The 25,579-nt window shown below is 75.6% G+C and carries 28 protein-coding genes and 2 pseudogenes; 16 read left to right on the top strand and 14 right to left on the bottom strand.

Annotation, left to right across the window (positions count from 1 at the left end):
• The first annotated feature begins 351 nt into the window (after positions 1–351).
• From IE271_RS14290 to IE271_RS14275, 4 genes are read left to right on the top strand one after another with little or no spacing between them, the layout of a single operon-like run.
• Positions 352–1,398 carry a glycosyltransferase gene (locus IE271_RS14290; RefSeq protein WP_190190655.1) on the top strand — a complete coding sequence of 349 codons (1,047 nt, stop codon included), beginning with the start codon at positions 352–354 and terminating at the stop codon, positions 1,396–1,398.
• On the top strand, positions 1,395–2,465 hold the full coding sequence (locus tag IE271_RS14285; protein WP_190190654.1) for a glycosyltransferase family 4 protein: 1,071 nt from the start codon (positions 1,395–1,397) through the stop codon (positions 2,463–2,465). Before IE271_RS14290 ends, IE271_RS14285 begins: the two co-directional genes overlap by 4 nt.
• Positions 2,462–3,544, top strand: a complete 1,083-nt coding sequence (locus tag IE271_RS14280; protein WP_190190653.1) for a glycosyltransferase — start codon at positions 2,462–2,464, stop codon at positions 3,542–3,544. Before IE271_RS14285 ends, IE271_RS14280 begins: the two co-directional genes overlap by 4 nt.
• Positions 3,541–4,401: a glycosyltransferase family 2 protein gene (locus tag IE271_RS14275; protein WP_190190652.1), complete on the top strand. Its 861-nt coding sequence runs from the start codon at positions 3,541–3,543 to the stop codon at positions 4,399–4,401. Before IE271_RS14280 ends, IE271_RS14275 begins: the two co-directional genes overlap by 4 nt.
• A gap of 127 nt (positions 4,402–4,528) precedes the next feature.
• On the opposite strand, the gene IE271_RS14270 is transcribed toward IE271_RS14275, so the two are convergent.
• Both IE271_RS14270 and IE271_RS14265 read right to left on the bottom strand, forming a co-directional pair.
• Positions 4,529–4,879, bottom strand: a complete 351-nt coding sequence (locus IE271_RS14270) for an ANTAR domain-containing protein (RefSeq protein WP_190190651.1) — start codon at positions 4,877–4,879, stop codon at positions 4,529–4,531.
• A gap of 119 nt (positions 4,880–4,998) precedes the next feature.
• A complete protein-coding gene (locus IE271_RS14265; protein ID WP_190190650.1) occupies positions 4,999–6,525 on the bottom strand; it encodes an FAD-dependent oxidoreductase in 1,527 nt (508 codons plus the stop codon).
• 598 nt (positions 6,526–7,123) lie between these two features.
• Here IE271_RS14265 and IE271_RS14260 point away from each other — a divergent pair.
• From IE271_RS14260 to IE271_RS14240, 5 genes are read left to right on the top strand one after another with little or no spacing between them, the layout of a single operon-like run.
• Entirely contained in the window at positions 7,124–7,309 is a 186-nt protein-coding gene (locus IE271_RS14260) for a hypothetical protein (protein WP_190190649.1), read from the top strand.
• Positions 7,310–7,323: 14 nt separating this feature from the next.
• Entirely contained in the window at positions 7,324–8,037 is a 714-nt protein-coding gene (locus IE271_RS14255; RefSeq protein WP_190190648.1) for a hypothetical protein, read from the top strand.
• A complete protein-coding gene (locus tag IE271_RS14250; protein WP_373308762.1) occupies positions 8,034–9,200 on the top strand; it encodes a DUF6895 family protein in 1,167 nt (388 codons plus the stop codon). The genes IE271_RS14255 and IE271_RS14250 overlap by 4 nt, the downstream gene beginning before the upstream one ends.
• A complete protein-coding gene (locus IE271_RS14245; RefSeq protein WP_190190647.1) occupies positions 9,197–10,141 on the top strand; it encodes a DUF6895 family protein in 945 nt (314 codons plus the stop codon). Before IE271_RS14250 ends, IE271_RS14245 begins: the two co-directional genes overlap by 4 nt.
• Complete coding sequence (locus tag IE271_RS14240; RefSeq protein ID WP_373308761.1) at positions 10,138–11,301, top strand: serine hydrolase domain-containing protein; 1,164 nt, start codon at positions 10,138–10,140, stop codon at positions 11,299–11,301. Before IE271_RS14245 ends, IE271_RS14240 begins: the two co-directional genes overlap by 4 nt.
• A 136-nt stretch (positions 11,302–11,437) precedes the next feature.
• On the opposite strand, the gene IE271_RS44340 is transcribed toward IE271_RS14240, so the two are convergent.
• Together IE271_RS44340 and IE271_RS14235 are read right to left on the bottom strand one after the other, a co-directional pair.
• Positions 11,438–11,599, bottom strand: a complete 162-nt coding sequence (locus tag IE271_RS44340) for a carbohydrate-binding protein (RefSeq protein WP_351282932.1) — start codon at positions 11,597–11,599, stop codon at positions 11,438–11,440.
• Between the two features lie 279 nt (positions 11,600–11,878).
• Positions 11,879–13,093, bottom strand: a pseudogene (locus tag IE271_RS14235) (S1 family peptidase); the annotation flags it as partial.
• Between the two features lie 227 nt (positions 13,094–13,320).
• Between IE271_RS14235 and IE271_RS14230 the strand changes: the two are divergent.
• Both IE271_RS14230 and IE271_RS14225 read left to right on the top strand, forming a co-directional pair.
• Positions 13,321–13,683, top strand: coding sequence for a transglycosylase family protein (locus IE271_RS14230; RefSeq protein ID WP_190190646.1), 363 nt, complete (start codon positions 13,321–13,323; stop codon positions 13,681–13,683).
• A gap of 139 nt (positions 13,684–13,822) precedes the next feature.
• Positions 13,823–14,209: a DoxX family protein gene (locus IE271_RS14225; RefSeq protein WP_190190645.1), complete on the top strand. Its 387-nt coding sequence runs from the start codon at positions 13,823–13,825 to the stop codon at positions 14,207–14,209.
• A gap of 222 nt (positions 14,210–14,431) precedes the next feature.
• On the opposite strand, the gene IE271_RS14220 is transcribed toward IE271_RS14225, so the two are convergent.
• From IE271_RS14220 to IE271_RS14210, 4 genes and pseudogenes are all read right to left on the bottom strand, one after another.
• Complete coding sequence (locus IE271_RS14220; protein WP_190190644.1) at positions 14,432–14,770, bottom strand: DUF3140 domain-containing protein; 339 nt, start codon at positions 14,768–14,770, stop codon at positions 14,432–14,434.
• Positions 14,767–14,994 (bottom strand): hypervirulence associated TUDOR domain-containing protein, encoded by a 228-nt coding sequence (locus tag IE271_RS14215; protein WP_190190643.1) that lies wholly within the window; start codon positions 14,992–14,994, stop codon positions 14,767–14,769. The genes IE271_RS14220 and IE271_RS14215 overlap by 4 nt, the downstream gene beginning before the upstream one ends.
• A gap of 100 nt (positions 14,995–15,094) precedes the next feature.
• Positions 15,095–15,217, bottom strand: a pseudogene (locus IE271_RS41995) (hydroxymethylbilane synthase); the annotation flags it as partial.
• A 79-nt stretch (positions 15,218–15,296) separates the two neighbouring features.
• Entirely contained in the window at positions 15,297–15,782 is a 486-nt protein-coding gene (locus IE271_RS14210) for an MSMEG_6728 family protein (RefSeq protein ID WP_190190642.1), read from the bottom strand.
• Positions 15,783–15,787: 5 nt separating this feature from the next.
• On the opposite strand from IE271_RS14210, the gene IE271_RS14205 reads away from it, so the two are divergent.
• The 3 genes from IE271_RS14205 (at position 15,788) to IE271_RS14195 (ending at position 18,264) form a co-directional block, all read left to right on the top strand.
• Positions 15,788–15,928 carry a hypothetical protein gene (locus IE271_RS14205; protein WP_190190641.1) on the top strand — a complete coding sequence of 47 codons (141 nt, stop codon included), beginning with the start codon at positions 15,788–15,790 and terminating at the stop codon, positions 15,926–15,928.
• Between the two features lie 61 nt (positions 15,929–15,989).
• Positions 15,990–16,475, top strand: coding sequence for an SRPBCC family protein (locus IE271_RS14200; protein ID WP_190190640.1), 486 nt, complete (start codon positions 15,990–15,992; stop codon positions 16,473–16,475).
• Positions 16,476–16,605: 130 nt separating this feature from the next.
• Positions 16,606–18,264, top strand: a complete 1,659-nt coding sequence (locus tag IE271_RS14195) for a phytoene desaturase family protein (RefSeq protein ID WP_190190639.1) — start codon at positions 16,606–16,608, stop codon at positions 18,262–18,264.
• A gap of 135 nt (positions 18,265–18,399) precedes the next feature.
• On the opposite strand, the gene IE271_RS14190 is transcribed toward IE271_RS14195, so the two are convergent.
• From IE271_RS14190 to IE271_RS14165, 6 genes are all read right to left on the bottom strand, one after another.
• Complete coding sequence (locus IE271_RS14190; protein WP_190190638.1) at positions 18,400–19,290, bottom strand: SDR family oxidoreductase; 891 nt, start codon at positions 19,288–19,290, stop codon at positions 18,400–18,402.
• Between the two features lie 227 nt (positions 19,291–19,517).
• Positions 19,518–19,949 (bottom strand): hypothetical protein, encoded by a 432-nt coding sequence (locus tag IE271_RS14185; protein WP_190190637.1) that lies wholly within the window; start codon positions 19,947–19,949, stop codon positions 19,518–19,520.
• A gap of 181 nt (positions 19,950–20,130) precedes the next feature.
• Positions 20,131–20,664: a TetR/AcrR family transcriptional regulator gene (locus IE271_RS14180; protein ID WP_190190736.1), complete on the bottom strand. Its 534-nt coding sequence runs from the start codon at positions 20,662–20,664 to the stop codon at positions 20,131–20,133.
• Between the two features lie 22 nt (positions 20,665–20,686).
• Positions 20,687–21,523: an alpha/beta fold hydrolase gene (locus IE271_RS14175; RefSeq protein WP_190190636.1), complete on the bottom strand. Its 837-nt coding sequence runs from the start codon at positions 21,521–21,523 to the stop codon at positions 20,687–20,689.
• A 481-nt stretch (positions 21,524–22,004) separates the two neighbouring features.
• On the bottom strand, positions 22,005–22,820 hold the full coding sequence (locus IE271_RS14170; protein ID WP_190190635.1) for an SAM-dependent methyltransferase: 816 nt from the start codon (positions 22,818–22,820) through the stop codon (positions 22,005–22,007).
• A 140-nt stretch (positions 22,821–22,960) separates the two neighbouring features.
• Positions 22,961–23,836: a Sco1979 family transcriptional regulator gene (locus IE271_RS14165; protein WP_373308766.1), complete on the bottom strand. Its 876-nt coding sequence runs from the start codon at positions 23,834–23,836 to the stop codon at positions 22,961–22,963.
• A gap of 351 nt (positions 23,837–24,187) precedes the next feature.
• Here IE271_RS14165 and IE271_RS14160 point away from each other — a divergent pair, with 351 nt between their 5' ends.
• Positions 24,188–24,718, top strand: coding sequence for an ATP-binding protein (locus tag IE271_RS14160; RefSeq protein ID WP_190190633.1), 531 nt, complete (start codon positions 24,188–24,190; stop codon positions 24,716–24,718).
• A gap of 139 nt (positions 24,719–24,857) precedes the next feature.
• Complete coding sequence (locus IE271_RS14155) at positions 24,858–25,559, top strand: hypothetical protein (protein WP_229919324.1); 702 nt, start codon at positions 24,858–24,860, stop codon at positions 25,557–25,559.
• Positions 25,560–25,579: the final 20 nt, after the last annotated feature.

Genomic DNA, 25,579 nt, shown 5'->3' with positions numbered 1-25,579 from the left:
GGCAGCCGCCCCGGCGCGGCCCCGGCACCTCCGTGTCCGGACGGTGGGCGCCGGCCGTCCGGCAGGAGGCCGGAACCGTTCCGCACCCGGCCGGGGCGACCCCCGTGAGCTGCGGAGAGGCCGCTCCCGGCTCGTGGGTGTCCGCGCGCTTCTTCCGGGTACCCAGGTCCGGCACCCCGCCCCGGCGGCGCCCAGCGGCGCCGTCCCGGGCCCCCACGTGGTGCCGGTGCGCACCGACCGGCGTCGGTGCGGACGGGTGCCCGCGAGAACGACTGGAGGCGCCCCGTGAGGGTGACCGCGGATCCCGCAGGGACCGATTCCCGTACCTCTACGCCGTCCGGCGTCATCCGCGTGGCGTCCGTCCCCGCGGGCCACGTGTACGTACGGCACATCCGGCCCGCCGACGGCCGGGACGGTGTGCGGCTGCTCGTCGACCCCCGTCCGAACGGTGCCCCCAGCACCTCCCAGCGCTGGTGGCCGCCCGTGATGCTGGACCCGGCGTGGATCGAGGCCCACCACGACGAGTTCGACGTCTTCCACGTGCACTTCGGCTTCGACGCGCAGTCGGCGGACGACCTGCGCAAGCTGGTGGAGACGCTGCGGCGGCACGGCAAGCCCCTCGTGCAGACGGTGCACGACCTGCGCAACCCGCACCACCCCGACCCCGCCCTGCACGACGCCGCGCTCGACGTGCTGGTCCCGGCCGCGGACCGGCTGATCACACTCACCCCCGGCGCGGCCGCCGAGATCGAGCGCCGCTGGGGCCGCACCGCCCGGGTGATCCCGCACCCGCACGTCGTCGAGGAGCCGGAGCTGTCCCGGCCGCGTCCGCCGCACGAGGGCTTCGTCGTCGGCGTGCACGCCAAGAGCATCCGTCCGAACATGCGGCCCCTGCCGGTGATCCGCGCGCTCACCCGGCTGCTGCCTGAGCTGCCCGGGATGCGGCTGCGCGTCGACCTCCACACGGAGACGGCCGACCCGGAGGCGTACGCCTACGCCCCCGAGGCGGTGGCCGGCCTGCGCGCCCTGGCCGACGACGGGCTGATCGACCTGCACGTCCACGACTACTTCGACGACGCCGAACTGTGGGACTACCTGCGCTCGCTGGACGTGTCGGTGCTGCCGTACGCCTTCGGCACGCACTCCGGCTGGCTGGAGGCCTGCCACGACCTGGGCACCGCCGTCGTGGTCTCCGACTGCGGGTACTACGCCGACCAGCGGCCGTGCCACACCTTCCGTATGCGCGACGCGGGACCGGACGAGGCGTCGCTGACCGCGGCCGTCCGGGCCGCGTACGAGCAGCGGCCGGCCGTGCGCGCGGCCCCGGCGGAGCGGGCCGCGGAGCGGCGCGCGGTGGCCGCCGCCCACCGGGCGGTCTACGAGGACGTGCTGCGATGAGCCGCCCCCTGCGCATCGCCCTCATCGCCTCGGCCCGCTTCCCCATCCGCGAACCCTTCGCGGGCGGCCTTGAGGCCCACACCTGGGCGCTGGCCTCGGCCCTGAAGCGCCGGGGGCACGAGGTCACCCTGTTCGCCGGGCCGGGTTCGGACCCGGGGCTCGGCGTGCGGGAGCTGCCGGTGCAGCGGGTCGCCCTGAGCGCCGCCGCCCGCGCGGACGTGAGCATGACCGCGCCCTCCGCGCTCGCCGAACACCACGCGTACCTGCGGCTGATGCTCGACCTGGCGCGCGAGGACGGGTGCCCGTACGACGTCGTGCACAACAACAGCCTGCACTACCTGCCGGTGGCGATGGCCGCGGCCGTGCGCGCCCCGCTGGTCACGACGCTGCACACGCCTCCGACACCGTGGCTGGAGTCGGCCATCCAGCTCGGCCCGGACGGCGCCGGGCACTTCACGGCGGTCAGCGCGCACACCGCGCACGCCTGGAGGCCGGTGGTCCCCGAGGCGCGCGTCGTGCTCAACGGCGTCGACACCTCGCACTGGCGCCCGGGCCCCGGCGGCGACGGCCTGGTGTGGTTCGGCCGGCTCGTGCCCGAGAAGGGCCCGCACCTGGCGGTCGAGGCGGCGCGCAAGGCCGGCGTGCCGCTGCGCCTGGCGGGCCCGCTCCCGGACCGCGCCTACTTCGACCACCGCATCGCCCCGCTGCTGGGCGACGGCGTCGAGTACGTCGGGCACCTCACCCGCGACGAACTGGCCGACCTGGTCGGGCGGGCCGCCGCGGCCCTGGTCACCCCCTGCTGGGACGAGCCGTACGGGCTGGTCGTCGCCGAGGCGCTGGCCTGCGGCACCCCGGTGTGCGGCTTCGACCGGGGCGCGCTCGGGGAGATCCTGACGGACGCGTGCGGGCGCCTGGCGCCGTACCCGGACACGGACGCCCTGGCCGCGCTCGTCCCCGCGACGATGGCCCTGGACCGCGCCGCCTGCCGCGAGCACGCCGTGCGGACGTGCTCGCTGGACACCATGACCGACCGCTACGAGCGGCTGTACGAGGAGCTGACGGCGTGATCGGGTACTACGTCCACCACCACGGGCGGGGCCACCTGCACCGGGCGCTGTGCGTCGCCCGGCACGCGCGGACCCCGGTGACCGGCCTGTCGAGCCTGCCGCGCCCGGACGGCTGGCCGGGCCCCTGGGTGCGGCTGCCGCTCGACACGGGCGGCGCCCCGGGCGACGTGACGGCCGGGGACCGGCTGCACTGGGCCCCCGTCCACCACGACGGCTACCGGCGGCGGATGGGCCTCGTCGCCGACTGGATCGTGCGGCGGCGCCCCGCCCTGCTGGTGAGCGACGTGTCCGTGGAGATCGCCTCGCTGGCCCGGCTGATGGGCACCCCCGTCGTCGTCGCGGCCATGCGCGGCGAGCGCACGGACCCGGCGCACCGGCTCGCGTACGACATGGCGGCGGGCCTGCTTGCACCGTGGCCGGCCGAGCTGCCGGAGCCGGGCTGGCCCGCCGCGTGGCTGCGCAAGACGGTGCACGTGGGGGCGTTCTCGCGCAACGACCACCGGGCGCGGGCCCGCGAGGCCGCCGTGCCCGGCCGGCGCCGGGTGCTGGTGCTGGGCGGCGCGGGCGGCTCGGACCTCGGCCCGCGCCAGGTGGAGGAGGCGCGCCGGGCCACGCCCGGCTGGGACTGGCAGGTCGTGGGCGGCACCGGGCAGTGGTGCGCGGACCCGTGGCCGCTGCTGTGCGCGGCGGACGTCGTGGTCACGCACGCCGGGCAGAACGCGCTCGCCGAGTGCGCCGCGGCCCGCAGGCCCGCCGTGGTGGTGCCGCAGGACCGCCCGTTCGGCGAGCAGCACGCGACCGGGCGGGCGCTGCGCGACGGGGGACTCGCCGTCGTACGGGAGGCGTGGCCTGCGGCCGACGAGTGGCCCGACGTACTGGAGGAGTCCCTGCGCACCGGCGGCGCGGGGTGGTCCCGGTGGTCGTACGGGGACGGCGCGCGCCGGGCCGCCGCGTACCTGGACGCCCTCGCCGCGGACGGCGCGGCCCCCGGGGCCGGGGAGACGGACGCCGAGGCCGGGGGCGTGGCCGCGGCGGTGGGGGACACGGGCGTGACGGCCGCCGGAAGGGGCGCGGCGTGAACGGCCCGGCGGTGATCACCACGGTGTCCGGGCGGCACCGGCACCTGTCGCTGCAGCAGGACGGACTCGCGGCGGGCACCCTGCGGCCCGCTCCGTACGTCGTGGTCACCATGGACGACGACGCGGCGGGCCGGCTGGTGGCCCGGCGGGACCCGCCGGGCCACGCGATGGCCGTGCCCCGGGCTCCCGGCGGCGGCCTGCCGCTGGCCGCGGCCCGCAACGCGGGCGCCCGGCTCGCGCTCGAACGGGGCGCCGACCGCCTGGTCTTCCTCGACGTGGACTGCGTACCGGGGCCGGGGACGCTCGCCCGCTACGCCGCCGCGGTCCGCGACGGCATGCTGCTCTGCGGCACCGTCTCCTACCTGCCGCCGCCCCCGCCCGGCGGCTACCGGCTCGCCGACCTGCCCGGCCTGGCCGAGCCGCACCCGGCGCGCCCCGTGCCGCGCGACGACGAGGTCCTCCACGGCGGCGACCCGAACCTGTTCTGGTCGCTGTCCTTCGCGGTGACCGCCCGCACCTGGCGCGACGTCGACGGCTTCTGCGAGGAGTACGCCGGCTACGGCGGCGAGGACACCGACTTCGCGCTGCTCGCCCGGAAGGCCGGGGCCGAGGTGGCCTGGCTGGGCGGCGCGCCGGCCTACCACCAGCACCATCCGGTGAGCCGGCCGCCCATGGAGCACCTGGACGACATCCTGCGCAACGGCGCGCTGTTCCGTTCCCGGTGGGGCCGGTGGCCGATGGAGGGCTGGCTGCGGGAGTTCGCGCGCAGGGGGCTCGTACGGCACGATCCGCGCACCGGCGACTGGCTGCGGACGGCCGGGGCCGAGGACAGGGAGAGGGCCGGCACGCGCGGGTAGCGGGCGTCGGCCGGGGGCCCGGAGCGGAAGGCACGGGTCGCGCCCGGGCCGGGAGGCACGGGGCCGGGTCCCGGACGGTGGGCCGGGTCCCGGACGGTGGGCGGGGTCCGGGTCCGGGGCGCGGCGGTCAGTGCACGGCGGCGGGCGAGGGCCGGCGGCGGGCCAGGGCGTCCCTGAGGGCCTCGCGGACCGTGCCGGGCAGCGGGCAGCCCTGCGCGAACTCCAGGACCAGGCCGGCGATCGTGTGCAGCTTGGTGTTCGTGCGCTGCGACACGTCGCGCAGGACGTCCCACGCGTCGGCCGGGGATATCTCCGCCAGCACGACCAGCGCGCCGATGGCCTGGTCGACCTGGGCGTGGGACGTGACGGCCCGCTGCAGCTGGGCGTTCTCCACGCTCAGCCGCTCGACCTCGCGGACGAGGTCCGTCACCGACTTCAGCCGGAGCGGTTCGTACTCGGAGTGGGCGAAGAAGGCCATGGGATCACCGGCGCGGGGTCGGAGGAGGCGTCACCCCATCCTGCCCCGGACGCGCGCACTCGGCATCCGGGGCGGTCCCGGGCACCGGTGTTCCCGGGGTTCTGGGCGTGTCCCCGCGGTCACACCTCCCGCGGCGGGAGCGGCTTGGTCGCGGGGCCCTGGACGACGCCGCCGTCCCGGTCGAAGCGGGACCCGTGGCAGGGGCAGTCCCAGGTCTGCTCCGCCTTGTTGAAGGCGACCAGGCAGCCCAGGTGCGTGCAGCGCGCGGACACGGCGTGGAGCTTCCCCTCCTCGTCGCGGCTGACCGCGCAGACGTGGGCGCCGACGCGGACCACCGCGCCGTCGCCGGGCGCGACGTCGTCGGCCGAGCCGCCGGTGAGGGCCCCGATGCGGTCGCCGACGAAGTGCCGGGCCACCTTGGCCTGGGTCTTGAGGAAGGACGGCGCCTCGCGCACGGCGGTCCCCACCCGGCGGGGGTCGTACAGCTCGCTCCACGCGCAGGGGCGCCGCGCGATCAGGTCGGCCAGCAGGCGGCCGGACATGACGCCGTTGCTCAGCCCCCAGCCGCCGAAGCCGGTCGCCACGAAGACGCGGTCGCTGCCCGCGTGCAGCGGCCCGACGAGCGGCACGGTGTCCGTGGAGTCGTTGTCCTGCGTGGCCCAGCGGTACCGGAAGTCCAGGTCGCCGAAGTGCCCGGTGGCCCACCGGGCGAGGCGCGCGAACCGCTCCTCGGTGTCCGCGGCGCCCGGCGTGAAGTGCTCGCCGGTGACGATCAGCAGCCGTCGCCCGTCCCCGAGGGGCGCGCTGCGCACCGACCGCGTGTTCTCCTCCGGCGTGATGTACAGGCCGTACGGGGCCGCCTCGGCCTCGACGGGCGCGGCCAGCACCAGTTCGCGGCGCGGGGAGAGCCGGGTGAAGAGCAGGGCGCGGTCGAAGACGGGGTAGTGCGTCGCCACGACGACGTACTGGGCGTGCACCGTGGCCCCCGACTCCGTGCGCACGACGCACGGTTCACCCTCCGTCAGGCCGGTGACGCGCGTGTGCTCGTACAGCCGGGCGCCGCGCCGCGCCAGGTCGTCCGCGAGGGCCAGCAGGTACTTGCGCGGGTGGAAGCCCGCCTGGCCGGTGACGCGCACGGCGCCCGCGACGGGGAAGGGCAGGTCGGTCCCGGTCACGAACTCCGCGGGCAGCCCCGCCTCCCGCGCGGCCTCGGCCTCGGCGCGCACCTCCGGCACCCCGGAGGGGTCCGTGACGTAGGTGTAGGAGGCCGTCTCCTCCCACTCGCAGTCGGCGCCGGTCTCCTCGGCCAGCTCGGCCGCGCGCCGGATCGCCTCGGTCTGCGACTGCGCGTACAGCCTCGCGCCCTCGGCGCCCCGCGTCCGGCGCAGGTGCTCGTAGATCAGGGTGTGCTGGGCGCTGAGCTTGGCGGACGTGTGGCCGGTGACCCCGGCGGCGATCCGCTCCGCCTCAAGGACGACGACGTTGCGGCCGTCGCGCACCAGTTCCGCGGCGGTGCTCAGGCCCGCGATCCCTCCGCCGATCACGACGACGTCCGCGGTGACGTCGCCCTCCAGCGGGGGGTGGGGCGCGCCCGGGGGCGCCGTCTCGATCCAGTACGACTTCGGCTCGGCTCCGCTGGCGTTCATGGACGCCGTGTTCCCCGAACTCCGCCGCGGAAGCGTGCGGTGTGCGGTGTGCGCGCGTCCGGGTCGACGGCCGGGGGCGAGGCACCGTCCACTGTTCTATGACGGCTGGTCAGATTCTTTTCCCTGCTTGCTTTATGACGAATGGTCAGATAGCCCGTCGAACGCCGCCCACGGCGACGGCGCGGTCCGCGTCCGGGCCCGTGCACACGATGACGGCGCCCCGTGCACACGATGGCGGCGCGGACCGCGTCGGGCCGGTGCACACGACGGCGGTGCGGACCGCGTCCGGACTCGTGCGCACGGCGGCGCGGACCTCATCGGTCCGATGCCCACGGCGGCGGAGCGCCGCACGCGGTGCCGGCTTCTCCCCTTATCCCCCGCCCGGCCGAAAGGCGCTCGGGACGCGGCCGGAGGACAATGGGAAACGGCCGCCGAATTCGGGGCGGGGACCGCTCGGGCGGTGCGCCGCGGGCCCGGCCGAATCGGGGCCGCGGTGCATGCATACCTATCCCCGTCGCGTTCTCGATTTGCGGAACCCCCGAGGCGGCGTTCAACTGGAGAAGACATCTGCTGTGTCTCTCCAAAAGGAGATGGTGGCATGACCTCCGCCAAGTTTGAGATCGACGTCAAGGAAATTCAGCCCACCGAGGTGGAAGCGGCGCTCGACCCCGCCGAAGCCGACGGCGTATACCGTGACAGCCGTGAGTGCGCAGCACTCGCGCTGGCCGGTGGTGAGGGATCGGTTCTTCTCTCGCCTCCGACCCCGCGGCCGAAGAAGGGCTGACGGGGAGAGGCTCCATGGAGCAGTCTGGCACTTCGACCCCTTTGACGGGCGCGGTGCAGGACCTGGCCTCTGAAGTGGTCTCCGCTCTTCGGAGCGGGGGCCACTCCCGGGTGGTCCGCGGCGCGACGGGAATCGACGGGGACGACGGCATCACGGTCGCCGCCGTCCGTATTCTCGGCCCCGATGTTCTTTTGCCCAGTATTTTGTTGCGCACGACTCCGGACACGGAGGACGTGGCCCTGTTCGAAAAAGCCGTCACCGGATTTCCGCCCCCGCCGAACGCCTCCCCCGCATCCGTGTGGAGCCATTGGGCGATGACGCAGGCACTGCGCCGTGCGAACGCATCCGGCGGCGCGTACGCCGACGGTGTGCCGGCCGGCGGCGAGGAACCGCGGACGACCTGGCTGGAGGACGCCTCCTGGCAGTTCCTCACCCATCAGCTCGCCGTCCTGGGCGGACTCGCGACCCCGGACGGCACCTCCGCCGTGGCGCGGATCGCGGCGCGCCGGCCGGTCGACGTGGCGCGCGGCTTCGTCCGCGCGGTGCGGCGGCGCGACTGGCTGCAGGCCGCGGCGGCCGGCCGCTGGCTGGTCACGCTCGACGGCGTGCCCGAGACCCTCGGCCTCGACGCGGGCCTGGACTTCGTCGACCTGATGGGCGGCGGCGACCCCCGGGTGGCGCTGCACCTGCAGGCCGCGCGGCTGATGCGCGCCGGGGAACGCGGGTGAGGGCCCCCGACGTCACCGCCGTCGGCGAGGCCGCGCTCGGCTGGCTGTCCGCGAACCGGGACGGCTTCCGGCTCGGCGACGAGGCCCTGGCCGCCCACGGCTCGGTCAACCGCACCTGGAAGCCGCTGGGCGAGCTGGCCCAGGTCTGCGTCTGCGTACTGCGCCACACCGACCCCGCCAGCGCCTCGCACCGCGCCGCCTCGGACCTGCTCGCGTTCGCGTGGCGGCAGACCGGCCAGGGCGCCCTCTTCCCGGAACTCCAGCGCCTGGAGCCCTTCGCCACCTACCACCTGGAGGTCTACGCGGCGTTCGCCGCGGCGGGCCTGCGCTCCCCCGCGTACGAGGAGGCCGCCGCGGTGGTGGCGCGCACGCGCGGCTGGCAGGTGACCGAGCAGGACCCGAACCGGCGCATGAGCGTGCTCAACTCCGAGCGCCGCGCCGGTCTCGCCCCGCACGGCGAGCTGCCCGCGGCGCTGCGGCGCACCTGGCTGGGCGGGCTGCCGGAGCCGTGGTCCTTCGAGCGGAGCGCGGGCTACACGCTGACCCATGTGATCTACCACCTCACCGACTGGGGCCTGGCGCCGGACGCCGTGCCCCCGCACGTCGCGGCCTACCTCGACCAGTGGCTCCCGGCCTGGCTCGACACCTGCCTGGAGGACGAGCAGTGGGACCTGGGCTGCGAGCTCCTCGCGGTCGCGGCCGCCCTGCCGCGCCTGCCGGACGGCGACACGCTCGCCCGCGCGTGGGAGGGCATCGCCGCGGCCCAGAAACCGGACGGCTCGCTGGCCGAGCTGGGCCCGGGACGGTACGGGCGCACCGTGCCGGAGGGCTTCCGGCACTGCTACCACTCCTCGCTCATGGCGGCGTTCGCCGCCGCGCTCACCGCCGGCCGCCGGCACGAGGACACCGCGGGCGGCACGGGCGGCGCGGCGGGTGAGGACACCGCGGACGGCGGGGCGGACCGGACGCCGCCCGGCGCGCACGGGCGCGCCCTCGTCGCAAAGGCGCCCGGCGGCGGGAGCGGCGGCGGACCCTGCCGCACCGGCACCCGCGCCCGGCCCCGCGCGGAGGGCCCGCCGGGCCCGGGCGCCGCTCCCCTGCGTCCGCGCACGCTGGAGTACACGCCGGGCCACGGCCAGGACGGACAAGGAGCATCGGCATGACCAGCACCGGCACGGCCGGCACCGCCCGGGCCGACACCCGCCTTATCCACGGGGTCGGCCTGGGCGCCATGGAGTGGCTGCACGCCCACCGCGACGGCTTCCGGCTCGACCCGGACGCCGACCCCGAGGTGGGCTTCCTCGAACGCTTCAAGCCGGTCGGCGAACTGGCCCTGATCTGCAAGGTCCTCTTCCAGGCCGGCGTGGCCGGCTCCCGGCAGGCCCAGCTGGCCCGGCAGCTGATCGACCACGCCTGGCGGCACACCCTGGACGGCGGCGCGATGCTGGTGCGCGGCCAGCGGACCGAGCCCATCTCCCCCATCCCCTTCGAGGTGTACCTCGCCTTCAAGGAGCTGGGCTACAGCCATCCGGAGCTGGAGCAGGCGATCCGCCTCAACCACCGGCTCGTCAGCAGCGCCGCCTTCGACGTGCCGAACGTCCGGCGGCTCGCCCTCTGCGCGTACGAGCGCCGCTTCGGCCTGCCGCCCCAGGTCCCGATGGACGAGGTCGTGGCCCGCACCTGGCTCGGGCGCACCCCGGAGCCGTGGACGGCCGAGGGGCACATCGGCTACGACGTCACGCACACCGTCTTCCACCTGACCGACTGGGGCGAGCGGCCCGAGGGGCTGCCGCCGCGCCTCGCCGAGTACCTCGCGCACTGGCTCCCGGCCTGGCTGGACGACTGGCTGGACCTGAAGCGCTGGGACCTGCTCGGCGAGCTGCTCGTCGTCGACGCGTGCCTGCCGGAGCCCACCCTGGACGCCCGGGCCTGGGAGGGCTTCGCGGGTGCCCAGCAGCCCGACGGAGCGATGCCCGCGGTGCGCGCGATGCCCGAGGGCTCCCCCGACGACGTCTTCGACGTCGTCTACCACTCCACGCTGGTGGCGGCGTTCGCCTCGGTCGTCGCGATGTCCCGCGCCCTGTCGCAGCTGGCGCACGCGTGAGCGGCGCGACGGCTCCCTGGCCGGGAGCGGCGGACACGGTCCCGGACACCCCCTCCGCCCTGGACGGCGTCCCGTACGAGGAGGCGGACGAGGCCCGGCTCCAGGAGCGGCTCGACGAGGCCGTCCGCGCGGTGGACGCCCCCGACGTCGTCTTCGCGCTCTCCCGCCGGGGCCACCGCACGGTGCGCTCCGGCGGATCCGGCGCGCCCCCGCCCGTCCCCCGGGAGTGGGCCAGGTACGAGATCGGCTCGGCGTCCAAGACCTTCACCGGACTGCTCTTCGCCCGGCTGACCGGGGCCGGGCTGCTGTCCGGCGGCGAGCCGGCGGCCGCCTACCTCGCCGGGACGTTCCCCGGCCTCCCGTCCGCGGCCCCCCTCTCCTCGCCGCCGGCCTCCGTCCCGGCCCGCGCGCACCGCCACGCGGGCGGGCGGCCCCCCGTCACACTGGCGCACCTGATCACCCACACCTCGGGGCTGCCCTCCCTGCCCGCCGACTTCTATCCGCGGGCACTGCCCCACTGGCGCACCAACCCCTACGGCGCGTACCCCGCGGACCTGGTCGTGCGGGCCTTCCTGCGGCACCGGCCGCGCCACCGGCCCGGCACCCGCTGGCGCTACTCCAACTTCGGCGTCTCGGTCCTCGGCCACGCGCTGGCGGCGGCCACCGCGACCCCCTGGGAGGAGCTGCTGGGCCGTCAGGTGCTGCGCCCGCTCGGGCTGCGCGGCACCGCCCCCGCGCCCGGCGGCCCGGAGACCGACGCCGTCGGCCACCGCGCGGACGGTGTGACACCGGTGCCGCCCCTGGACGTGGGCGGCTTCCAGGCCGCGGGCGCCGTGCGCGCCACCCCGCACGACCTGCTCACGTTCCTGGAGGCGCACCTCGACCCGGCCGGATCGCCGCTGGCCGACGCACTGCTGGCGGTGCGGCGGCCGGTGCTGCGGCGCGGCCTCGGGCACCGGCACGTGCACACGGTGGGCTGGTTCCAGCACCCCACCGACGGCGGGCCGATGTACTTCCACTGCGGCGCGACCATGGGGCAGCAGGCGTTCCTCGGCTTCCGCCCGGACACCGGCACGGCGGTCGCCGCCGTCTGCACCCGCCGCTTCCGCTCCCGCGACACCTTCGTGGCCACGGCGTACGCGCTGCTGAGCGAGGCGTAGCCGGGGGCCCGCCGCACCGGAGCGGCGGGCCCCCGGGCTCTCCTCGCCGTCGACCGCGACCCGACACGGTGTGCCGCGGGTCCCCGGCACCGGCCCGGGGGCCCGCGGCACACCGTGTGCGCGCTCGTCCCTCAGGTCATCCGACCCGCTGCCACAGCGCCGGGGTGGTCTCCGGACGCCACGTCCCCTGCGCCTGGTGCGACTGGAGGCAGCGGTACCTGACGCTGCCGTGCGTCACCTCGGTCCCCACGCCGTAGACGCGCCCGGCCGTCCAGGAACCCGGCGCCGCGCCCTGCACGGCCGGAGGCGTGCTCCGGCCCTCCGCCGGGGGCGTGGTGCCCTGCCCCGGGGGCGGCGTGGTCGGGTCACCGGGCGGGGGCGTGGTCGGATCGCCCGGCGGGGGCGTGGTCGGATCGCCCGGCGGCGGGGTCTGGTCCCCTGGCGGAGGCGTGGTCGGGTCCCCCGGGGGCGGCGTGGTCGGGTCCCCCGGGGGCGGCGTGGTCGGGTCCCCCGGGGGCGGCGTGGTCGGGTCGTCCTGCGGAGGCGTACTGGGGTCGCCCGGCGGGGGCGTGGTCGGATCGCCCGGCGGAGGCGTGCCCTGCTCCGTGCCGGTCTTGAGGGTGAGCCCGTACGTCTCCAGGATCGGGTTGACCGGCTGGTAGAAGGTGGTGCCGCCGCTCCTGCAGTCGCCCGAGCCGCCGGAGGTGACGCCCTGCGCCTGGCTCCCGGAGACGTACGAGCCGCCGGAGTCCCCCGGTTCGGCGCACACGCTCGTGCGCGTCACGCCGTTCACGGTGCCCTCGGCGTAGGTCACGCTCGTGTCGTGCTGCTCGATCTCGCCGCAGTGCCAGCCGGTGGTGGACCCGGACCTGCAGACGGCGGCGCCGACCAGCGCCTGCACCGAGCCGGCGACCTGGACGTCCTTGCCGCCCTCCCCCTTGACGGTGGGCGTCGCCGTCCACTCGGCGTTCGTGGCGACCCACGACATGTCCTTCTCCGGGAACGTGGAGGCCTTGAAGGTGCCCTGCGCGGCCTGGTTGGCGCCGGTGGTCTTCGCGCCCGGCTTCCCGCAGTGCCCCGCGCTGACGAAGCCCTGCTCGTCGCCCTTGGTGATCGAGAAGCCGATGGAGCAGCGGGCCTGTTCGTCGATGTAGTAGGCCTCGCCGCCCTTGATGTCGTACAGCGCGCGCGGCCGGTCCGCGGAGAGCCTGACGTCCACCAGGGCGCGGTCCACGCCGGCGTCCGCGAGGAGCCGGTCGGCCGCGGCGCGGTCCGTCGCCTGGAGGACGACCCGGTTGGTCCGCACGTCGACGTACCGGACCGGTGTGTCGAGGGTGCCGGAGCGGTGCGCGGCGGCGTCCAGCTTCTCCTTGACGGCCCTCAGGTCCGCGAGGCCGGTGCGGACGAGCCTGGCGGTGGCGCCGCCCTCCTCGATGGCCCGCACGTGCGCGGCGTCGGTGGTGGCGACGACCAGGTGGGCCGAGGTGGGGCCATGCACCCAGGCGCCCGCGAAGTGCGCGCCCAGCGCGTTCTGCAGACGGCCGGCCCGCGTGCCCGCCTCCGCCTCGTTGACCAGCCGGGTCCCGGCCTGCGCCGCGGAGAGGCCCAGGTCGCGCTGGAGCGCGCGCAGCACGTCCGCGTGCGGCCGGTCGGCGCCGAGCGTCCGGGCGGCGGAGGGTCCGGTCGCGGGCGGCGGTGGATCGGCCACGCCGGACGCGGGTGCCGCCGTGAGGACGACCGCGCCGACCGTGGTCAGCACGGCACAGGCGGCTCGCGTGTGTCTGTGGACCATCGAGTCTCTCCTCGGTTGCGAAGGACAAAGGACCTTGAAACCGAAGGCTTTGCCCCAAACGACGAGGACAATGTCGAGTTTGTGATCATTCGTTGATATGACTGACACGGGTGACCGCCATGCGGGGGAACGCGGCCCCACCGGCGTACGGGGCCGTTACGCGCCGTCCCCCGAAAGGGCGTCACCAACACGGCATGTGACCGATTTGCCACCTTATGCTTCCAGCCATGACTTCGAGACAGGGAACGAACCTGCCCGTGCACGGCGGCCGGCGCGGCGGCGCCCTGCTGTGCCTCCTGCTCGCGCCGGTCGCGGCCCTCGCGCTCACGGCGGGCCCCGCGCAGGCGGCCGCGCCCTCCTGGCGCGGCCCCGACTGGGACGCGATCGCGCAGTGCGAGTCGAGCGGCGACTGGAACGCCAACACCGGCAACGGGCACTACGGCGGCCTGCAGTTCAAGCAGTCCAGCTGGGAGGCCGCGGGCGGCCGCAAGTACGCGCCGCGGGCCGATCTGGCGACACGGAAGGAGCAGATCGCGGTGGCCGAGCGGCTGGCGGCGATGCAGGGCATGAACGCCTGGGCCTGCGCCTGACCTCCGCACCGGCCGCGGCCCGGCCCCCTCCCCGCGGTCCGGCCCCTCCTCGCCACTCCCGGCGCAGGGGGACCGCGCGCGATCCACGTGGTTACCGTGAAGTAAGGTGGCGCGCGTTCCCACATGTCACGGAGGGGTCATGTCCCGACACCGGCGCTCGCCGATCCTGCTCGCCGGACTGCTGGCCACGGCGGGCGCGGCGCACTTCGCCAGACCCGAGCCGTTCGACACCGTCGTGCCGCGGTCGCTGCCGGGATCGCCGCGGACGTGGACGTACGCCAGCGGCGCGGTGGAACTGGCGCTGGCGGCGGGCCTCGCGCATCCGCGCACGCGCCGGACCGCCGCGCTGGCCGCGGCGGGCTTCTTCGCCGGGGTGTTCCCGGCGAACGTCAAGATGGCCGTCGACTGGCGCCACCGGCCCGCGCCCCTGAGGGCGGTGGCGTACGGCCGGCTGCCCCTCCAGGTCCCGCTCGTCCTGTGGGCGCGGCAGGTCGCGCGCGGAGCGTCCGCGCGCACGGGGGCCTGACGCCGGCTCGGCCCGGCGGACGGCGGCCGCCTCACCGCGGACGGCGCGCCCCGGACTCCGGACACCGGAACAGGCACTGAGCGCCGGCCACGGCCGGCACTCGCCCCTGCTACCGCCGTGTCACCGCTCCCGCTTCCGCTTCCGCGCGCGGGGACACGGCGACGGCCCGGGTGCGGTGCGGCCGCCCCGGGCCGGTCCGCGGCGCGCACGGCCCGCGCGTCGTCACTTCTCGGGGTCGTGGCCCCAGTTCATCAGCGAGTAGCGCCAGGGCGTGTCCGTCACGTCGCCCTTCGGCCGCTGCTTCAGGTGCCGGTGGACGTACCCGACGACCTTGCGCATGTGCTGCACGTCGTCGTCGCTCAGGTCGCCCTTCTTCGTCCTCAGCAGCTCGACGATGCGGCGCCCGGAGGCGTGTCCGACGCTCTCGCCCCCGTCGCTCTGGCCGACGCTCCTGGACTCGTCCGTGTCGAGCCACTTCTCGAGCGCGCTCGGCGTCATGTTGACCGCGTCCTCGAACTCCTTGACGGTGCCGTCGCGGTCGTCGTCCTTCTTCTCCGTCACGACTTCCCGCCCCTCTTCTTCAGGGCCCCGGGCCTGTGGACGGCGGAGCGTCCGGACTTCTCGCTCTCCACCTCGTACTGCGGCTCGTCGCGCGAGGCGTCCACGGTGCGGCCCGCCGCCTTCGTACGCTCGGTGATCTTCTTCTTGATCCTGCCGGGGACCGTGCTTCCGTGGCTCTTCCAGGAGACCTTGTCGCCCTTGTCCAGATCCTTGTCCTTGGCCATGTTCTTCCTTCGTCCGTCGACGCACGTGAGGTTCCCCGGAACCAGCTTGGTACGGGGTGCGAAGGACCGCATCCCGGGCGGGCGGCGCGGCCCCGTGCCCGTGCTCGACGGCGTCGGTCGGGTCGCGGGCGCCCTGGCGCAGCAGGGCGACGGCCACCGACATGCCGAGGACGTCGGGGGTGAGCCGGCCGGCCCGCTCGCACCCGTCGAGGCGGACCCTGCCGTAGTCCCGGGCCCGGGCGGCCGGCGCACGGTGCGGGGCCCCGGGACCCGCCCCTCGGCGTGCGCTCCGGGCCGCCGGTTCACTCCTCCCGCGTGACCTCCGGGTCCCGGTCCGAGGGGGGCCACAGGTAGGGGAGGTCGTCGGGGACGCCGGGGAAGCGGGGGGCGTAGAAGTCGGGGTCCTTGCGGACGAGGGCCGACTGGTGGCTGCGGTGGAACGCGGGGTCCCCCAGCCAGGGCGGCAGTTCGCCCGCCTCCGCCAGTCGTTCCTGGTCGCGGACCTCCACCCCGGGGCGGAACGCGGTGAAGTCGGCGCCCATCGTCGCGGCGCACGTGTCGTTGCGGCCCTCGGCCGTCCAGACGCCGCAGGTGTCCAGGCCGTAGCGGGCCAGGGCCTCCTCGTACCCGATCCACATCCGCACCGCCGGGTGCCGGCGCCAGCCGTACCCGGGCACGGTCAGCGCGCGCAGCACCTGGAGCGCCTCGACGCGCTGTTTGCCCAGTCTGCGGGGGTCGAGGGCGCCCGCGGACGCGATGAATCCGGGATACGGCAGAAAGGTTTGCACACACCATGCCTACCGTGGCGGCCCGCGCCCGGCACCCCGTGGCACCCGCTCCGGTGTCCTCCCACGCGACCGGGCCCCGGCGGCTCGCCGCGGAGGCGGCCCCGGTGACGGCCCCGTACGGCCCCGCCCGGCACCACCCCGTGTAGCGGGGCACCGACGGGGCACTCGGACCCGGATTTTTCCCGTTCGACGCTGGGGAGGACTCACATGGCGGTCCGGCACCAACTCGTGAGGAGGAGTCCGGAGGCGGTCTGGGCCGTCCTGAAGGACCCGTCCCGCTTCGGGCAGTGGGTCGTGGGCCCCTCGGAGTCCCGGCCGTGCGACGGCGCGTGGCCCGCCGTCGGGTCGCGTCTGGAGTACACCCTGTCCATCGGTCCCTGGACCTTCCGGGGGGAGACGGTGTCGCGCCGCTTCGAGGAGCCCCGCTACCTGGAGCTGGAGGCCAAGGCCGGGCCCCTCGGCACGGCGCGCATCGCGTTCGACATCCGCCCCTGGGGCGACCACACGCTGATCGTCCTCGACGAGCACCCGCTGCGCGGCCTGGGCGGCGCCGTGCACCAGTCGGCGCTGGACGCGCTGATCCAGCTGCGCCACCGCCGCATGCTGCCCCGCCTGGCGAAGCTCGTCGAGTCGGTCCGGGAGCCGGACCGCGCCGGCGCCGCGCACGGCCGCGGGACCGGGGACGGCGGCTGATCCCGCCCCGTCCGGGACCCGTACGGGACCGGGCGGGCGATCCCCCGCGCACAGAGCCGTACGCAGCAGTACGCAGCCGCACGCACCCGTGCGGGCCCGCACGTGAACGAACAGCCTAGGAGAGGACAGGATGCCGGACGCCGTAGTGATCGGAGCGGGACCCAACGGGCTGGTCGCCGCCAACCTCCTCGCGGACGAGGGATGGAGCGTGACCGTCCTGGAGGCGGCCGACACGCCCGGCGGCGCGGTCCGCCACGACCGGGGGGTCCACCCCGACTACGTGAGCGACATGTGCAGCTCCTTCTATCCGCTGGCCGCCGCGTCGCCCGTGCTGCGCGGGCTGCACCTGGAGCGCGAGGGGCTGCGCTGGAGCCACGCCCCCGCGGTCCTGGCGCATCCGCTGTCCGACGGCCGCTGCGCCGTGCTCAGCCGCGACCTGGAGACGACGCGGCGCAACCTGGACGGCTTCGCGGAGGGCGACGGCGAGGCCTGGCGGCGGCTGACGCTGATCTGGGACAAGCTCGGGCCGGACATCCTGCAGGCCCTGTTCACGCCGTTCCCGCCCGTGCTGTCCGCGGCGCGCCTCGCGGCGAAGCTGCGCGGCGCGGGCGGGCTGCGGCTGGCCCGCACCCTGGTCCTGCCGGTGCGGCGGATGGGCGAGGAGGAGTTCCGCGGCGAGGGCGGCCGGCTGCTGCTCGCCGGGAACGCCCTCCACGCCGACCTGGCCCCGGAGGCCGCCGGCAGCGGCGGCTTCGGCTGGCTGATGTCCATGCTCGGCCACTCGCACGGCTTCCCGGTGCCGGTCGGCGGCGCGGGCGCGCTCATCGGCGCCCTGGTCCGCAGACTGGAGAGGCTCGGCGGGACGGTGCACTGCGGGCAGCGCGTCGACGAGGTCCTCGTCCGCGAGGGCCGGGCGGTGGGCGTGCGCACCCAGGACGGCACCGAGGTCCGGGCCGTCAAGGCGGTGCTGGCCGACGTGTCCGCGCCCGACCTGTACGGCAAGCTGCTCGCCGAGGAGCACGTACCGGCGCGCGTCCGCGAGGACCTGCGCCGTTTCCAGTGGGACTTCGGCACCTTCAAGATCGACTGGGCGCTGGACGGCCCGGTGCCGTGGAAGGCCCCCGAGGCCGCCGGGGCCGGGACGGTCCACCTGGCGGACGGGGTCGACGAGCTCACCCGCTTCGCCGCCCAGATCGCCATGCGGCAGGTCCCCGACCGGCCGTTCTCCCTGTTCGGCCAGATGACGACCTCGGACCCGACCCGCTCCCCGGAGGGCACCGAGTCGGCCTGGGCGTACACGCACGTCCCGCACGAGGTGAAGGGGGACGCCGGGGACGCGGGCATCACCGGCACCTGGGACCGGCACGACCGGGAGACGATGGCCGACCGGGTGGAGGCGCAGGTGGAGCGGTTCGCCCCCGGCTTCCGCTCCCGCGTCAAGGCCCGCCGGATCCTCTCCCCCACGTCGCTGGAGGAGCTCGACGCCAACCTGCACGGCGGTGCCATCAACGGCGGCACCGCCAACATGCACCAGCAGCTCTTCTTCCGCCCCCTGCCGGGGACGGGCCGCCCGGAGACGGCGGTGCAGGGGCTCTACCTCGCGTCGGCGAGCGCGCACCCCGGCGGCGGCGTGCACGGGGCGCCGGGCGCCAACGCCGCCCGCGCCGCCCTGCGCAGGCGTCCCGTACGCCGGGTCTTCAGCGGGGTGCAGCACATGCTCACCAAGCGCGACCGCACCGGCGAGCCGGGGATCGCGGACTCCCCGGCCCCGGCCCCGCACACGACCTGACCGCTTCCGCCGGTCGGGCAGGGGCCGGTCACCACGGCGCGGCGCCCGTCCCCCGCGTCCTCGCGGGGAACGGGCGGCGCGCTCGTGGTACGGGGAACGGGTGACGCGTCCGGGTGACGCCGGCACCCGGGCGCGTCACGTCGTGGTCGTCGGGCCGCAGGAGGGCCGGCGTGCCGCGCTCCCCCCGGGCCCCAGGAGCCCGGTCTGCGGCACGCGCTCGTAGTCGACCTCACGGGCGAAGACCTGACGGGCCCGGCGGGCGACGATGCCGGGGGCGACGCCGCGGCCCAGCCGCGCCAGCCTGAGCCAGGGCGGGGTGAAGACCGCCGCGGAGCGCCGCTCGATGCCGCGCACCAGCCGCTCGGCCGTCGGGTCCACGGGGTGGGTGGTGGTCGCGGGCCACGGCATGTGCCGGCGCAGCTCGCGCAGGGGGACGGTCCGGTCGCCGGTCCGGATCATGTCGGTGTCGGTCCAGCTGAGGTACGCGACACCGACGTCCACCCCGAGGTGGGCGACCTCGCCGCGCAGGGCGTGGGCCATGGCCTCCACGCCCGACTTCGAGGCACAGTAGGCGCTCATCATCGGCGCGGCGGCCAGTGCGGCCAGCGACGCGACCTGCAGGTAGTAGCCCTCCGTGCGGAGCAGGGCGGGGAGGAAGGCGCGGGCGGTGGCGGCGCTGCCCAGCAGATTGACCTCGATGATGCGCCGCCAGGTGTCCGCCGGGCCGGTCAGGAACGGTCCGGACTCGGCGACGCCCGCGTTCGCGACGACGGCGGAGGGGGTGCCCCACTCGCGCTCGATCCGCTCGGCCGTCCGGCCCAGGGCCTCCTCGTCGGTGACGTCGACGCACCAGTGGCGCGCCCTGCCGCCCAGCCGTGCGGAGAGGTCCGCCAGTTCGGGCTCCTCCAGGCCCAGCAGGGCGACCCGGGCCCCGCGCGAGGCGAGGGTCCGCGCCACCGCGGCTCCCACGCCCCGTGCGGCGCCGGTCACCACGACGACGCGTCCCGACAGGGGTGAACGTTTCATCAGAGCGTCCTCGGTTCTCGCGGCGCGCGGGTGGTGCGGATGCGGTGCGGTCGTGTCGGCGGTCCGTCGTCCCGACGGTCCCTGTACGGCGGCGGCAGGTGCCCGCGGGGCGGCGGTTCCCTGTGCGTCCGGTCTCCGTGCGGCGGCCGGCCCTCGTACGAGCGGTCTCCGTACGGAGGATCCCCGCAGCGGCGGTCTCCGTACGGGCCGGTCCCGGCCCGGCGGCGTCAGAAGTCCGTCGGCAGGTCGCTGGCCTCGGCGATGCCGCGGAGCTCCTCGTCCTGGCGGTGCCGTTCGCGAATGTACTCGGTGAGTTCCGTCCTGCGCACCGGGTCGGACGCGGTGTCCGAATCCGTGACGATCCGGACGGGGCCCGCGTCGCCGGTGTCGATCTCGATCAGCTCGTTGTCGAGCCGGCCGGTGACGGCGGTGGCGATGACGAGCGCGGCCTCGTCCCGGATCTCCTGGCTGACCTCCTCGCGCTGCGCGTCGTCCAGATTGAGGTCGACGGCCCCGGGACGCTGCTCCTCGATCGCCTGGAGCACCGGCTCGACCATGCGAAGCAGGACTTCGTAGTCGTCCGGGTCCATGCGGATGCGCAGAAGGTCGAGGTACACGTCCACGGGCTGGCCGTCCGGCGGAATCTCGGATTCGTTCATAGGGGCCGTGTTCCCTGATGCGGCGAATGCTTTCCGCATCGACGCAAGATGAATGTGTTTTCCTCGTGCAGCCGGTGCCGGAACCGGCCGGACCGGGCGCCCGAAGAGGGACGATCGCCGACGGTGGCGCCCCGTTCGCATGACGCGCAGTCCTCCCTCCGCATGACGCGCAGACCCCCGGTCACATGGCGCGCAGGCCCCGGTCGGCGAAGGCGATCAGCCACTCGAAGCTCTCGTCGACGTCGGCGCTCCACCGGAAGCCGCCCGCCCCCTGCAGGGTGGCGAAGCCGTGGCAGAGGCTGCGGAGCATGCGCAGGGCGTGGTCCACGTCGGACTCCGCGATCTCGTAGCCGCGCAGGACCGCCCTGAACGCCCCGAACAGCCGCCTGCTCGCGTCGGCCATCGGGTCGTCCGGGCCGGTCGGTTCCACACCGGTCGTCGCGGCGTACCGGCCGGGGTGCCGCAGGACGAAGGCGCGGAAGGCGCGCAGCGCGGCCGCCAGGGCGTCGCGGCCCGCGTACCCCTGGACCGCGCTGCCGACGGCGTCGGCGGCCTCGCTCACCGCCAGGGCCGCGATGCGCCGGTTGAGGTCCTCCTGGCCGTTCACGTGCTTGTACAGGGAGGGGGTGCGCACTCCCAGCCGCTGGGCCAGCAGGCCCATCGTCAGGTGGTCGAGGCCCACCTCGTCGGCCAGGGCGGCACCGGCCGCGACCACGGCCGCCGGGTCCAGGCCGGCCCTAGGCACGGGCGGCGTCCGGGCGGAGGAAGGAGAGCATGAGCGAAACCACCTGGTCGGGGAACTGGTCGTGCGGGTAGTGCCCGGCGCCCTCGATCATCTCGAGACGGCCGAGCCCTGCGGGCAGGGCCTCCACGATCGCCGCGCCCTCGGCGTGCGGGTCGGCCCAGTCGGGGTCCTGCGTGCCCATCACGACGAGGACCGGGCAGCGGACACCCGCGAGCTGCGCACCGGCGTCGGTCGGGGCGCTGCGGCCCATGCCCTGCATGGCCTTCATCCGGCCCGGCTCGCGCAGCAGGGCTTCGATGCGGCCGATCCGCTCGGCCCAGTGGGCCGGCTTCACGCCGGGGTAGGCCACGTCGAGGTAGGAGCGCCACAGCGGCGGGCTGCCGAGCGCGCCCGCCCCGAGCAGCCGCACCATGCCCTGCCGGAAGCGCTTGACCCGCAGGTCGCCGAGGCGGACCGACTGCTTGCGGGTGAACGGCGCCAGCTCGACGACCGCGCTGACCAGCGCGGGCTCCTGCGCCGCGGCGATGGTGGCGGCGCCGCCCGAGACCGAGTGGCCGACGAGCACGGCCGGGCCGCCCAGGTGACGGATCACGGCGAGCAGATCACCCGCGATGGCGGTGCGGCTCCAGTCCGGCCAGTCGGCGCCGGACTCGCCGCAGCCGCGCAGATCGACCGAGGCGACCCGGTGACCCGCCGCCACCAGCCGCGGGACCACCGCGCGGTAAGCGGCGCGGCTGTCGCCCATGCCGTGCGCGAGAACGATCAGCGGACCGGATCCCGCCACTTCGTAGGCGATCGTGCCGTCGTCGACGGCGAGGTACTCGGTCATGGCGCCTCCCAGGCTTGGCTAAATACGTTAGCCAAAAGCTAATCCTATTAGCCAAGCCTGTCAACGACCGGCTCCGGGGCGGTCCCACGCGGTGAGGCCGCCCCGGAGCCGGTCCGGAAGAGAGACCGGACGCAGGTGGGTGAAGCGGCCGGCAAGAAGCGGGTAAGGCGGACGCGGCTGCCGGGCGGAGGCGGGGCAGACGCTCAGAGGCGGCCGAAGACAGGCCCGGCGGCGAGTGGAGGCAGCCGCGGCAGCCGGACGGGAACGGGCGCGGCGACCAGCCGAAGGTGGGCGAAACAGCCGGCGGAGGCAGGCGAGACGTCCGGCGGAGACAGCCGCGGCGGCCGATCGAAGGTGGGCGGGACATCCGGCAGAGCCGGGCGAAGCAGCCGGCGAGGTCAGGCGGGGCAGCCGGTGGACGGAGAACGGCGGCCGCCGGCCCCGCCGGTGAGGCGGAGAACGGCGGCCGCCGTCGCGCGGTCTACGGCTTCCGCGCCACCGCCCCGTACATCGCGATGTCCTCGTCCTTGACGCCCTCGGTGCTCGTGGCGTCCGGGCGCCAGCGGTGGACCTGGGCGATGCCGGGGTCGACCAGGTCGAGGCCGGTGAAGAACTCCGCGGCCTCCTCGCGGGTGCGCAGCCGCATGGGCATGCCGCGGGCCGCGTACTCGCGGGCGACGCGGCCCACCTCGTCGGGGGCGAAGTCGGCGGTGCCGATGGACATCGCCAGGTAGCTGCCGGACGGCAGCGGCTCCAGGAGCCGCTCGACGATGCCGACGGCGTCGTCCTCGTCGAGGACGAAGTGGACGATGGCGATGACGGTCAGGGCCACCGGCCGGGTGAGGTCCAGGGTGCCGCGCAGTTCGGGGGCGTCCAGGATGGCGCCGGGGTCGCGCATGTCGGCCTCGACGTACGCGGTCCTGCCCTCCGGTGTGCTGGAGAGCAGTCCCTGGGACAGCGTCAGCACGATGGGGTCGTTGTCGACGTAGACGACGCGGGAGTCCGGCGCGACGGACTGGGCGATCTCGTGCAGGTTCGGCGAGGTCGGGATGCCGGTGCCTATGTCGAGGAACTGCCGCACGCCCGCCTCCTCGGCGAGCCAGCGCACGGCCCGGTGCATGAAGTCGCGGTTGGCCCGCATGTGGACCGGCAGCGCGGGCCACTCCCGCGCCATCGCGTCGCCCGCCTCCTTGTCGGCGGGGTAGTAGTCCTTCCCGCCGATGATGTAGTCGTAGATCCGCGCCGAGTGGGCGCTGCCGGTGTCGATCCGGTCGGCGGGCCATCCGTTCTCGGGCAAGGCCGCCCCTCCGTCCTGTTCGGGTGTCGGTTCGCTTCGGTGGTGGGTGCCCGGGTCCCGCCCGGCCCGTCCGGCGGTGGAGCGGGCGGTCGGCGGTGCCGGGTGCGGCCCGGCGGGACGCGGGTGGTGCTCGGCCGGCCTCAGAGCTCCTTGCGCAGGTCGGTCAGGATCTCCTCGGTCCGGCCCGCGGGCGCCGCCTGGGCGCCCAGCCGGTCCAGTGCCTCGCGGTACGCGACGACCTCGTCCTCCTTGTCGAGGTGGACGGCCCCGACCAGACCGTCCCGGGAGACGATGTCGGGCAGTTCGCGGGCCTTGAACCGGAAGACGTGGAAGGTCCCGGCGCGCGCGGCCGGGTGGGGGCCGTGGGAGAACGGCATGATCTGCAGGGTCACGTGCGGCAGCGCGCCGACCTCCAGCAGGCGGTCGATCTGGGCGCGCATCACGTCGGCGCCGCCGACCGGGCGGCGCAGCGCGGTCTCGTCCATCACCACCCACAGGCGCGGCGGGTGGGGCCGTGCCAGCAGTTCCTGGCGCCGCACGGCCAGGGCGACGCGGCGCTCGACGGTCCCGGCCGGCGCGTGCGGGTGCTCCGCGGTCAGCAGGGCCCGGGCGTACTCCTGCGTCTGCACCAGGGCGGGCACGTACTGCGCCTCGTACGCGCGGATCTGCAGGGCCGCCTGCTCCAGGCTCAGCTGGGCGGCGAGCCCGTCGGGCATCACGTCGCGGTACGCGTGCCACCAGCCGCGCTTGTTGGCCTCCTGGACCGACTGCAGGAAGGTGTCGACCTCGTGGGGGTCGGTGACGCCGTACGTCCGGAGGAGTTTCTCCACGTCCGGGAGGCGGAGCCGGCCGACCTTGGCGGCCTCCATCCGGCGGATGGTCGAGTGGCTGACGCCGATCGCCGCGCCGGCGTCGTCGAAGGACAGTCCGGCGCGCGTGCGCAACTGCTCCAGCTGCCGGCCGAGGATCATGCGCAGGACGGTGGGAGCACCTCCCCCCGCGGGTTCCGGGGGCACCTTCTGTCTCTTCACGCCGGACTGCACCGCCGCAGTCTGTCATGGGGCGCCCTGTGCCGCATGTTGGTGCACGCGTCAATCTGCAAATTTCATAGTGTCCCTTGCGGCATGGATTTGGCGGGTGGCACAGTAAGGGCACTGCCGCTTCCGGTCGCCGAAGTAGTCGACACAGCGCGCCGTGTGACTGACCATCAGCAGCAATCACGATCGCCCACCAGAAGTTGCCCGAAGCCACTTGTCGGCCCCCGGCGGAGGTGACGTGCCGCTCGTCGACCAGCCCGCGTGCGCACGCGGGACGAGCGGCGCCGCACCGGACGCCCGGGCGTGCAGGCAGACGAAAGGCGACAGGTCATGGCTCCCCCCACCCTTCCCCGGCCTGCGGTCCGCACCTCGCGGGAAGCGCCGGCCCGTCAGGCCGACGTGTTCCGTCTGCCCGCCCTCGTCACCTCGGTGGGCGCCGCCCGCAACCGGATCGGCGACCTGCTGCGCCGCTGGGGGACGAGCGCCGAGGCCTGCGAGGACGCGCTCCTGGTCACCTCCGAACTGGTCACCAACGTCATCACCCACACCGCGAGCGACCACGTCGTGTGCACCCTGCGCCGCGGCGAGGGCTGGCTGTGCGTCGAGGTGGAGGAGCAGATACGGGGGCTCACCCGCCCCCGGGCGCAGAGACCCGAGCCGGACGACCCGGGCGGGCGCGGACTCCTGCTGGTCGCGGCGCTGAGCCGCGACTGGGGCGTACGCGAGACCGCGCAGGGCTCCGGCCGCACCGTGTGGGCCGAGCTGCCCGTGGACGAGGGGGTGCCCGCCGCGGCCGGTTCCGCGCCCTCCCCCGTCCGGCGGTCGCCCGACCCGCGCCGCTCCTCTCCCGGCGGCCGCTGACCCCGCACCGGCACCGTCCGGGACCCCGTCCACCGACTCCGGCGGCGCCGTCCCGCCCACGGCTCCCGCGGCGCTCCGCCGCTTCCAGCACCCGCAGTTCCCGTACAGGCTTGTCCGGCACCCGGCCGAAAGACCCCCCATGATGGAACCGCACGCGTCCCCCCTCCGGCTCCCCCTCCTGCCCGCGCCCCGGGCGCCCCACGACGACGAGCGCGCCGGCGCGGAGGCGGTCCGCGGCGCCGCGGACCGCCCGCGGCCCGGGAGACGCCCCGGCCAGGACGCCGCGCACGGCGGGTCCGGCGCGTTCGCGGAACCCGAAGACCCCGCGTCCCCGCGCCGCCGTCCGGCGCGGCGCTCGCTGTGGACCGGGTTCGGGCTCCTCGGCCGCGACGGACGGAAGGGCCAGGAGCCGGCGGAGCACGGGCCGTTGGACCTGCCCGCCGACCTGGCCGCCCCGCTCGGCTGCGACGCCGTCGTCCTGCCCGCCGAGCACGGCGGCCGGATCATGGACCGGCTGCCCCGGGTCGGCTGCGTCTTCGAGGACGGGCGGCTGTGGTGGTGGATCGTCCCCGCCGGATCCGACATCGATGTCAGCTGGCCGGACCCGACCGCGTACGTGAGCGGGGCGGCCGAGTGCGCCGACGGTCCGGCGAAGGCCCCGGACGGCGTGCGGGCGGCGGGGCCGCGCAGGGCGCGCCCGCGCGGGCCCCGGCTGATCCACCGCCCCGCGGCCGGCGCGCCCTACACCCCGCCCCTCCCCCTCTACTTCGCCGTCTGCCGGATCGCGGGCGCCACGCCGCGCTGGTCGCTGGGCGGGCGGGGCGACCGGACAGCGGGGTGACCCGCCGGCCGGCACCCGCC

Origin of the sequence: Streptomyces minutiscleroticus (assembly GCF_014650875.1) — a bacterium.
GTDB classification, from domain to species: Bacteria; Actinomycetota; Actinomycetes; order Streptomycetales; family Streptomycetaceae; genus Streptomyces; species Streptomyces minutiscleroticus.
This window is presented reverse-complemented; position numbering and strand designations above follow the sequence as displayed.

Bases quoted from the DNA above. Each gene is read 5' to 3' on its own strand.
- IE271_RS14155 (WP_229919324.1), top strand. From the start codon at position 24,858: ATGATGGAACCGCACGCGTCCCCCCTCCGGCTCCCCCTCCTGCCCGCG.
- IE271_RS14190 (WP_190190638.1), bottom strand. From the start codon at position 19,290: ATGAAACGTTCACCCCTGTCGGGACGCGTCGTCGTGGTGACCGGCGCC.
- IE271_RS14225 (WP_190190645.1), top strand. From the start codon at position 13,823: ATGTCCCGACACCGGCGCTCGCCGATCCTGCTCGCCGGACTGCTGGCC.
- IE271_RS14215 (WP_190190643.1), bottom strand. From the start codon at position 14,994: ATGGCCAAGGACAAGGATCTGGACAAGGGCGACAAGGTCTCCTGGAAG.
- IE271_RS14195 (WP_190190639.1), top strand. From the start codon at position 16,606: ATGCCGGACGCCGTAGTGATCGGAGCGGGACCCAACGGGCTGGTCGCC.
- IE271_RS14255 (WP_190190648.1), top strand. From the start codon at position 7,324: ATGGAGCAGTCTGGCACTTCGACCCCTTTGACGGGCGCGGTGCAGGAC.
- IE271_RS14285 (WP_190190654.1), top strand. From the start codon at position 1,395: ATGAGCCGCCCCCTGCGCATCGCCCTCATCGCCTCGGCCCGCTTCCCC.
- IE271_RS14205 (WP_190190641.1), top strand. From the start codon at position 15,788: ATGCCTACCGTGGCGGCCCGCGCCCGGCACCCCGTGGCACCCGCTCCG.
- IE271_RS14160 (WP_190190633.1), top strand. From the start codon at position 24,188: ATGGCTCCCCCCACCCTTCCCCGGCCTGCGGTCCGCACCTCGCGGGAA.
- IE271_RS14245 (WP_190190647.1), top strand. From the start codon at position 9,197: ATGACCAGCACCGGCACGGCCGGCACCGCCCGGGCCGACACCCGCCTT.
- IE271_RS14265 (WP_190190650.1), bottom strand. From the start codon at position 6,525: ATGAACGCCAGCGGAGCCGAGCCGAAGTCGTACTGGATCGAGACGGCG.
- IE271_RS14185 (WP_190190637.1), bottom strand. From the start codon at position 19,949: ATGAACGAATCCGAGATTCCGCCGGACGGCCAGCCCGTGGACGTGTAC.
- IE271_RS14230 (WP_190190646.1), top strand. From the start codon at position 13,321: ATGACTTCGAGACAGGGAACGAACCTGCCCGTGCACGGCGGCCGGCGC.
- IE271_RS14200 (WP_190190640.1), top strand. From the start codon at position 15,990: ATGGCGGTCCGGCACCAACTCGTGAGGAGGAGTCCGGAGGCGGTCTGG.
- IE271_RS14270 (WP_190190651.1), bottom strand. From the start codon at position 4,879: ATGGCCTTCTTCGCCCACTCCGAGTACGAACCGCTCCGGCTGAAGTCG.
- IE271_RS14260 (WP_190190649.1), top strand. From the start codon at position 7,124: ATGACCTCCGCCAAGTTTGAGATCGACGTCAAGGAAATTCAGCCCACC.
- IE271_RS14175 (WP_190190636.1), bottom strand. From the start codon at position 21,523: ATGACCGAGTACCTCGCCGTCGACGACGGCACGATCGCCTACGAAGTG.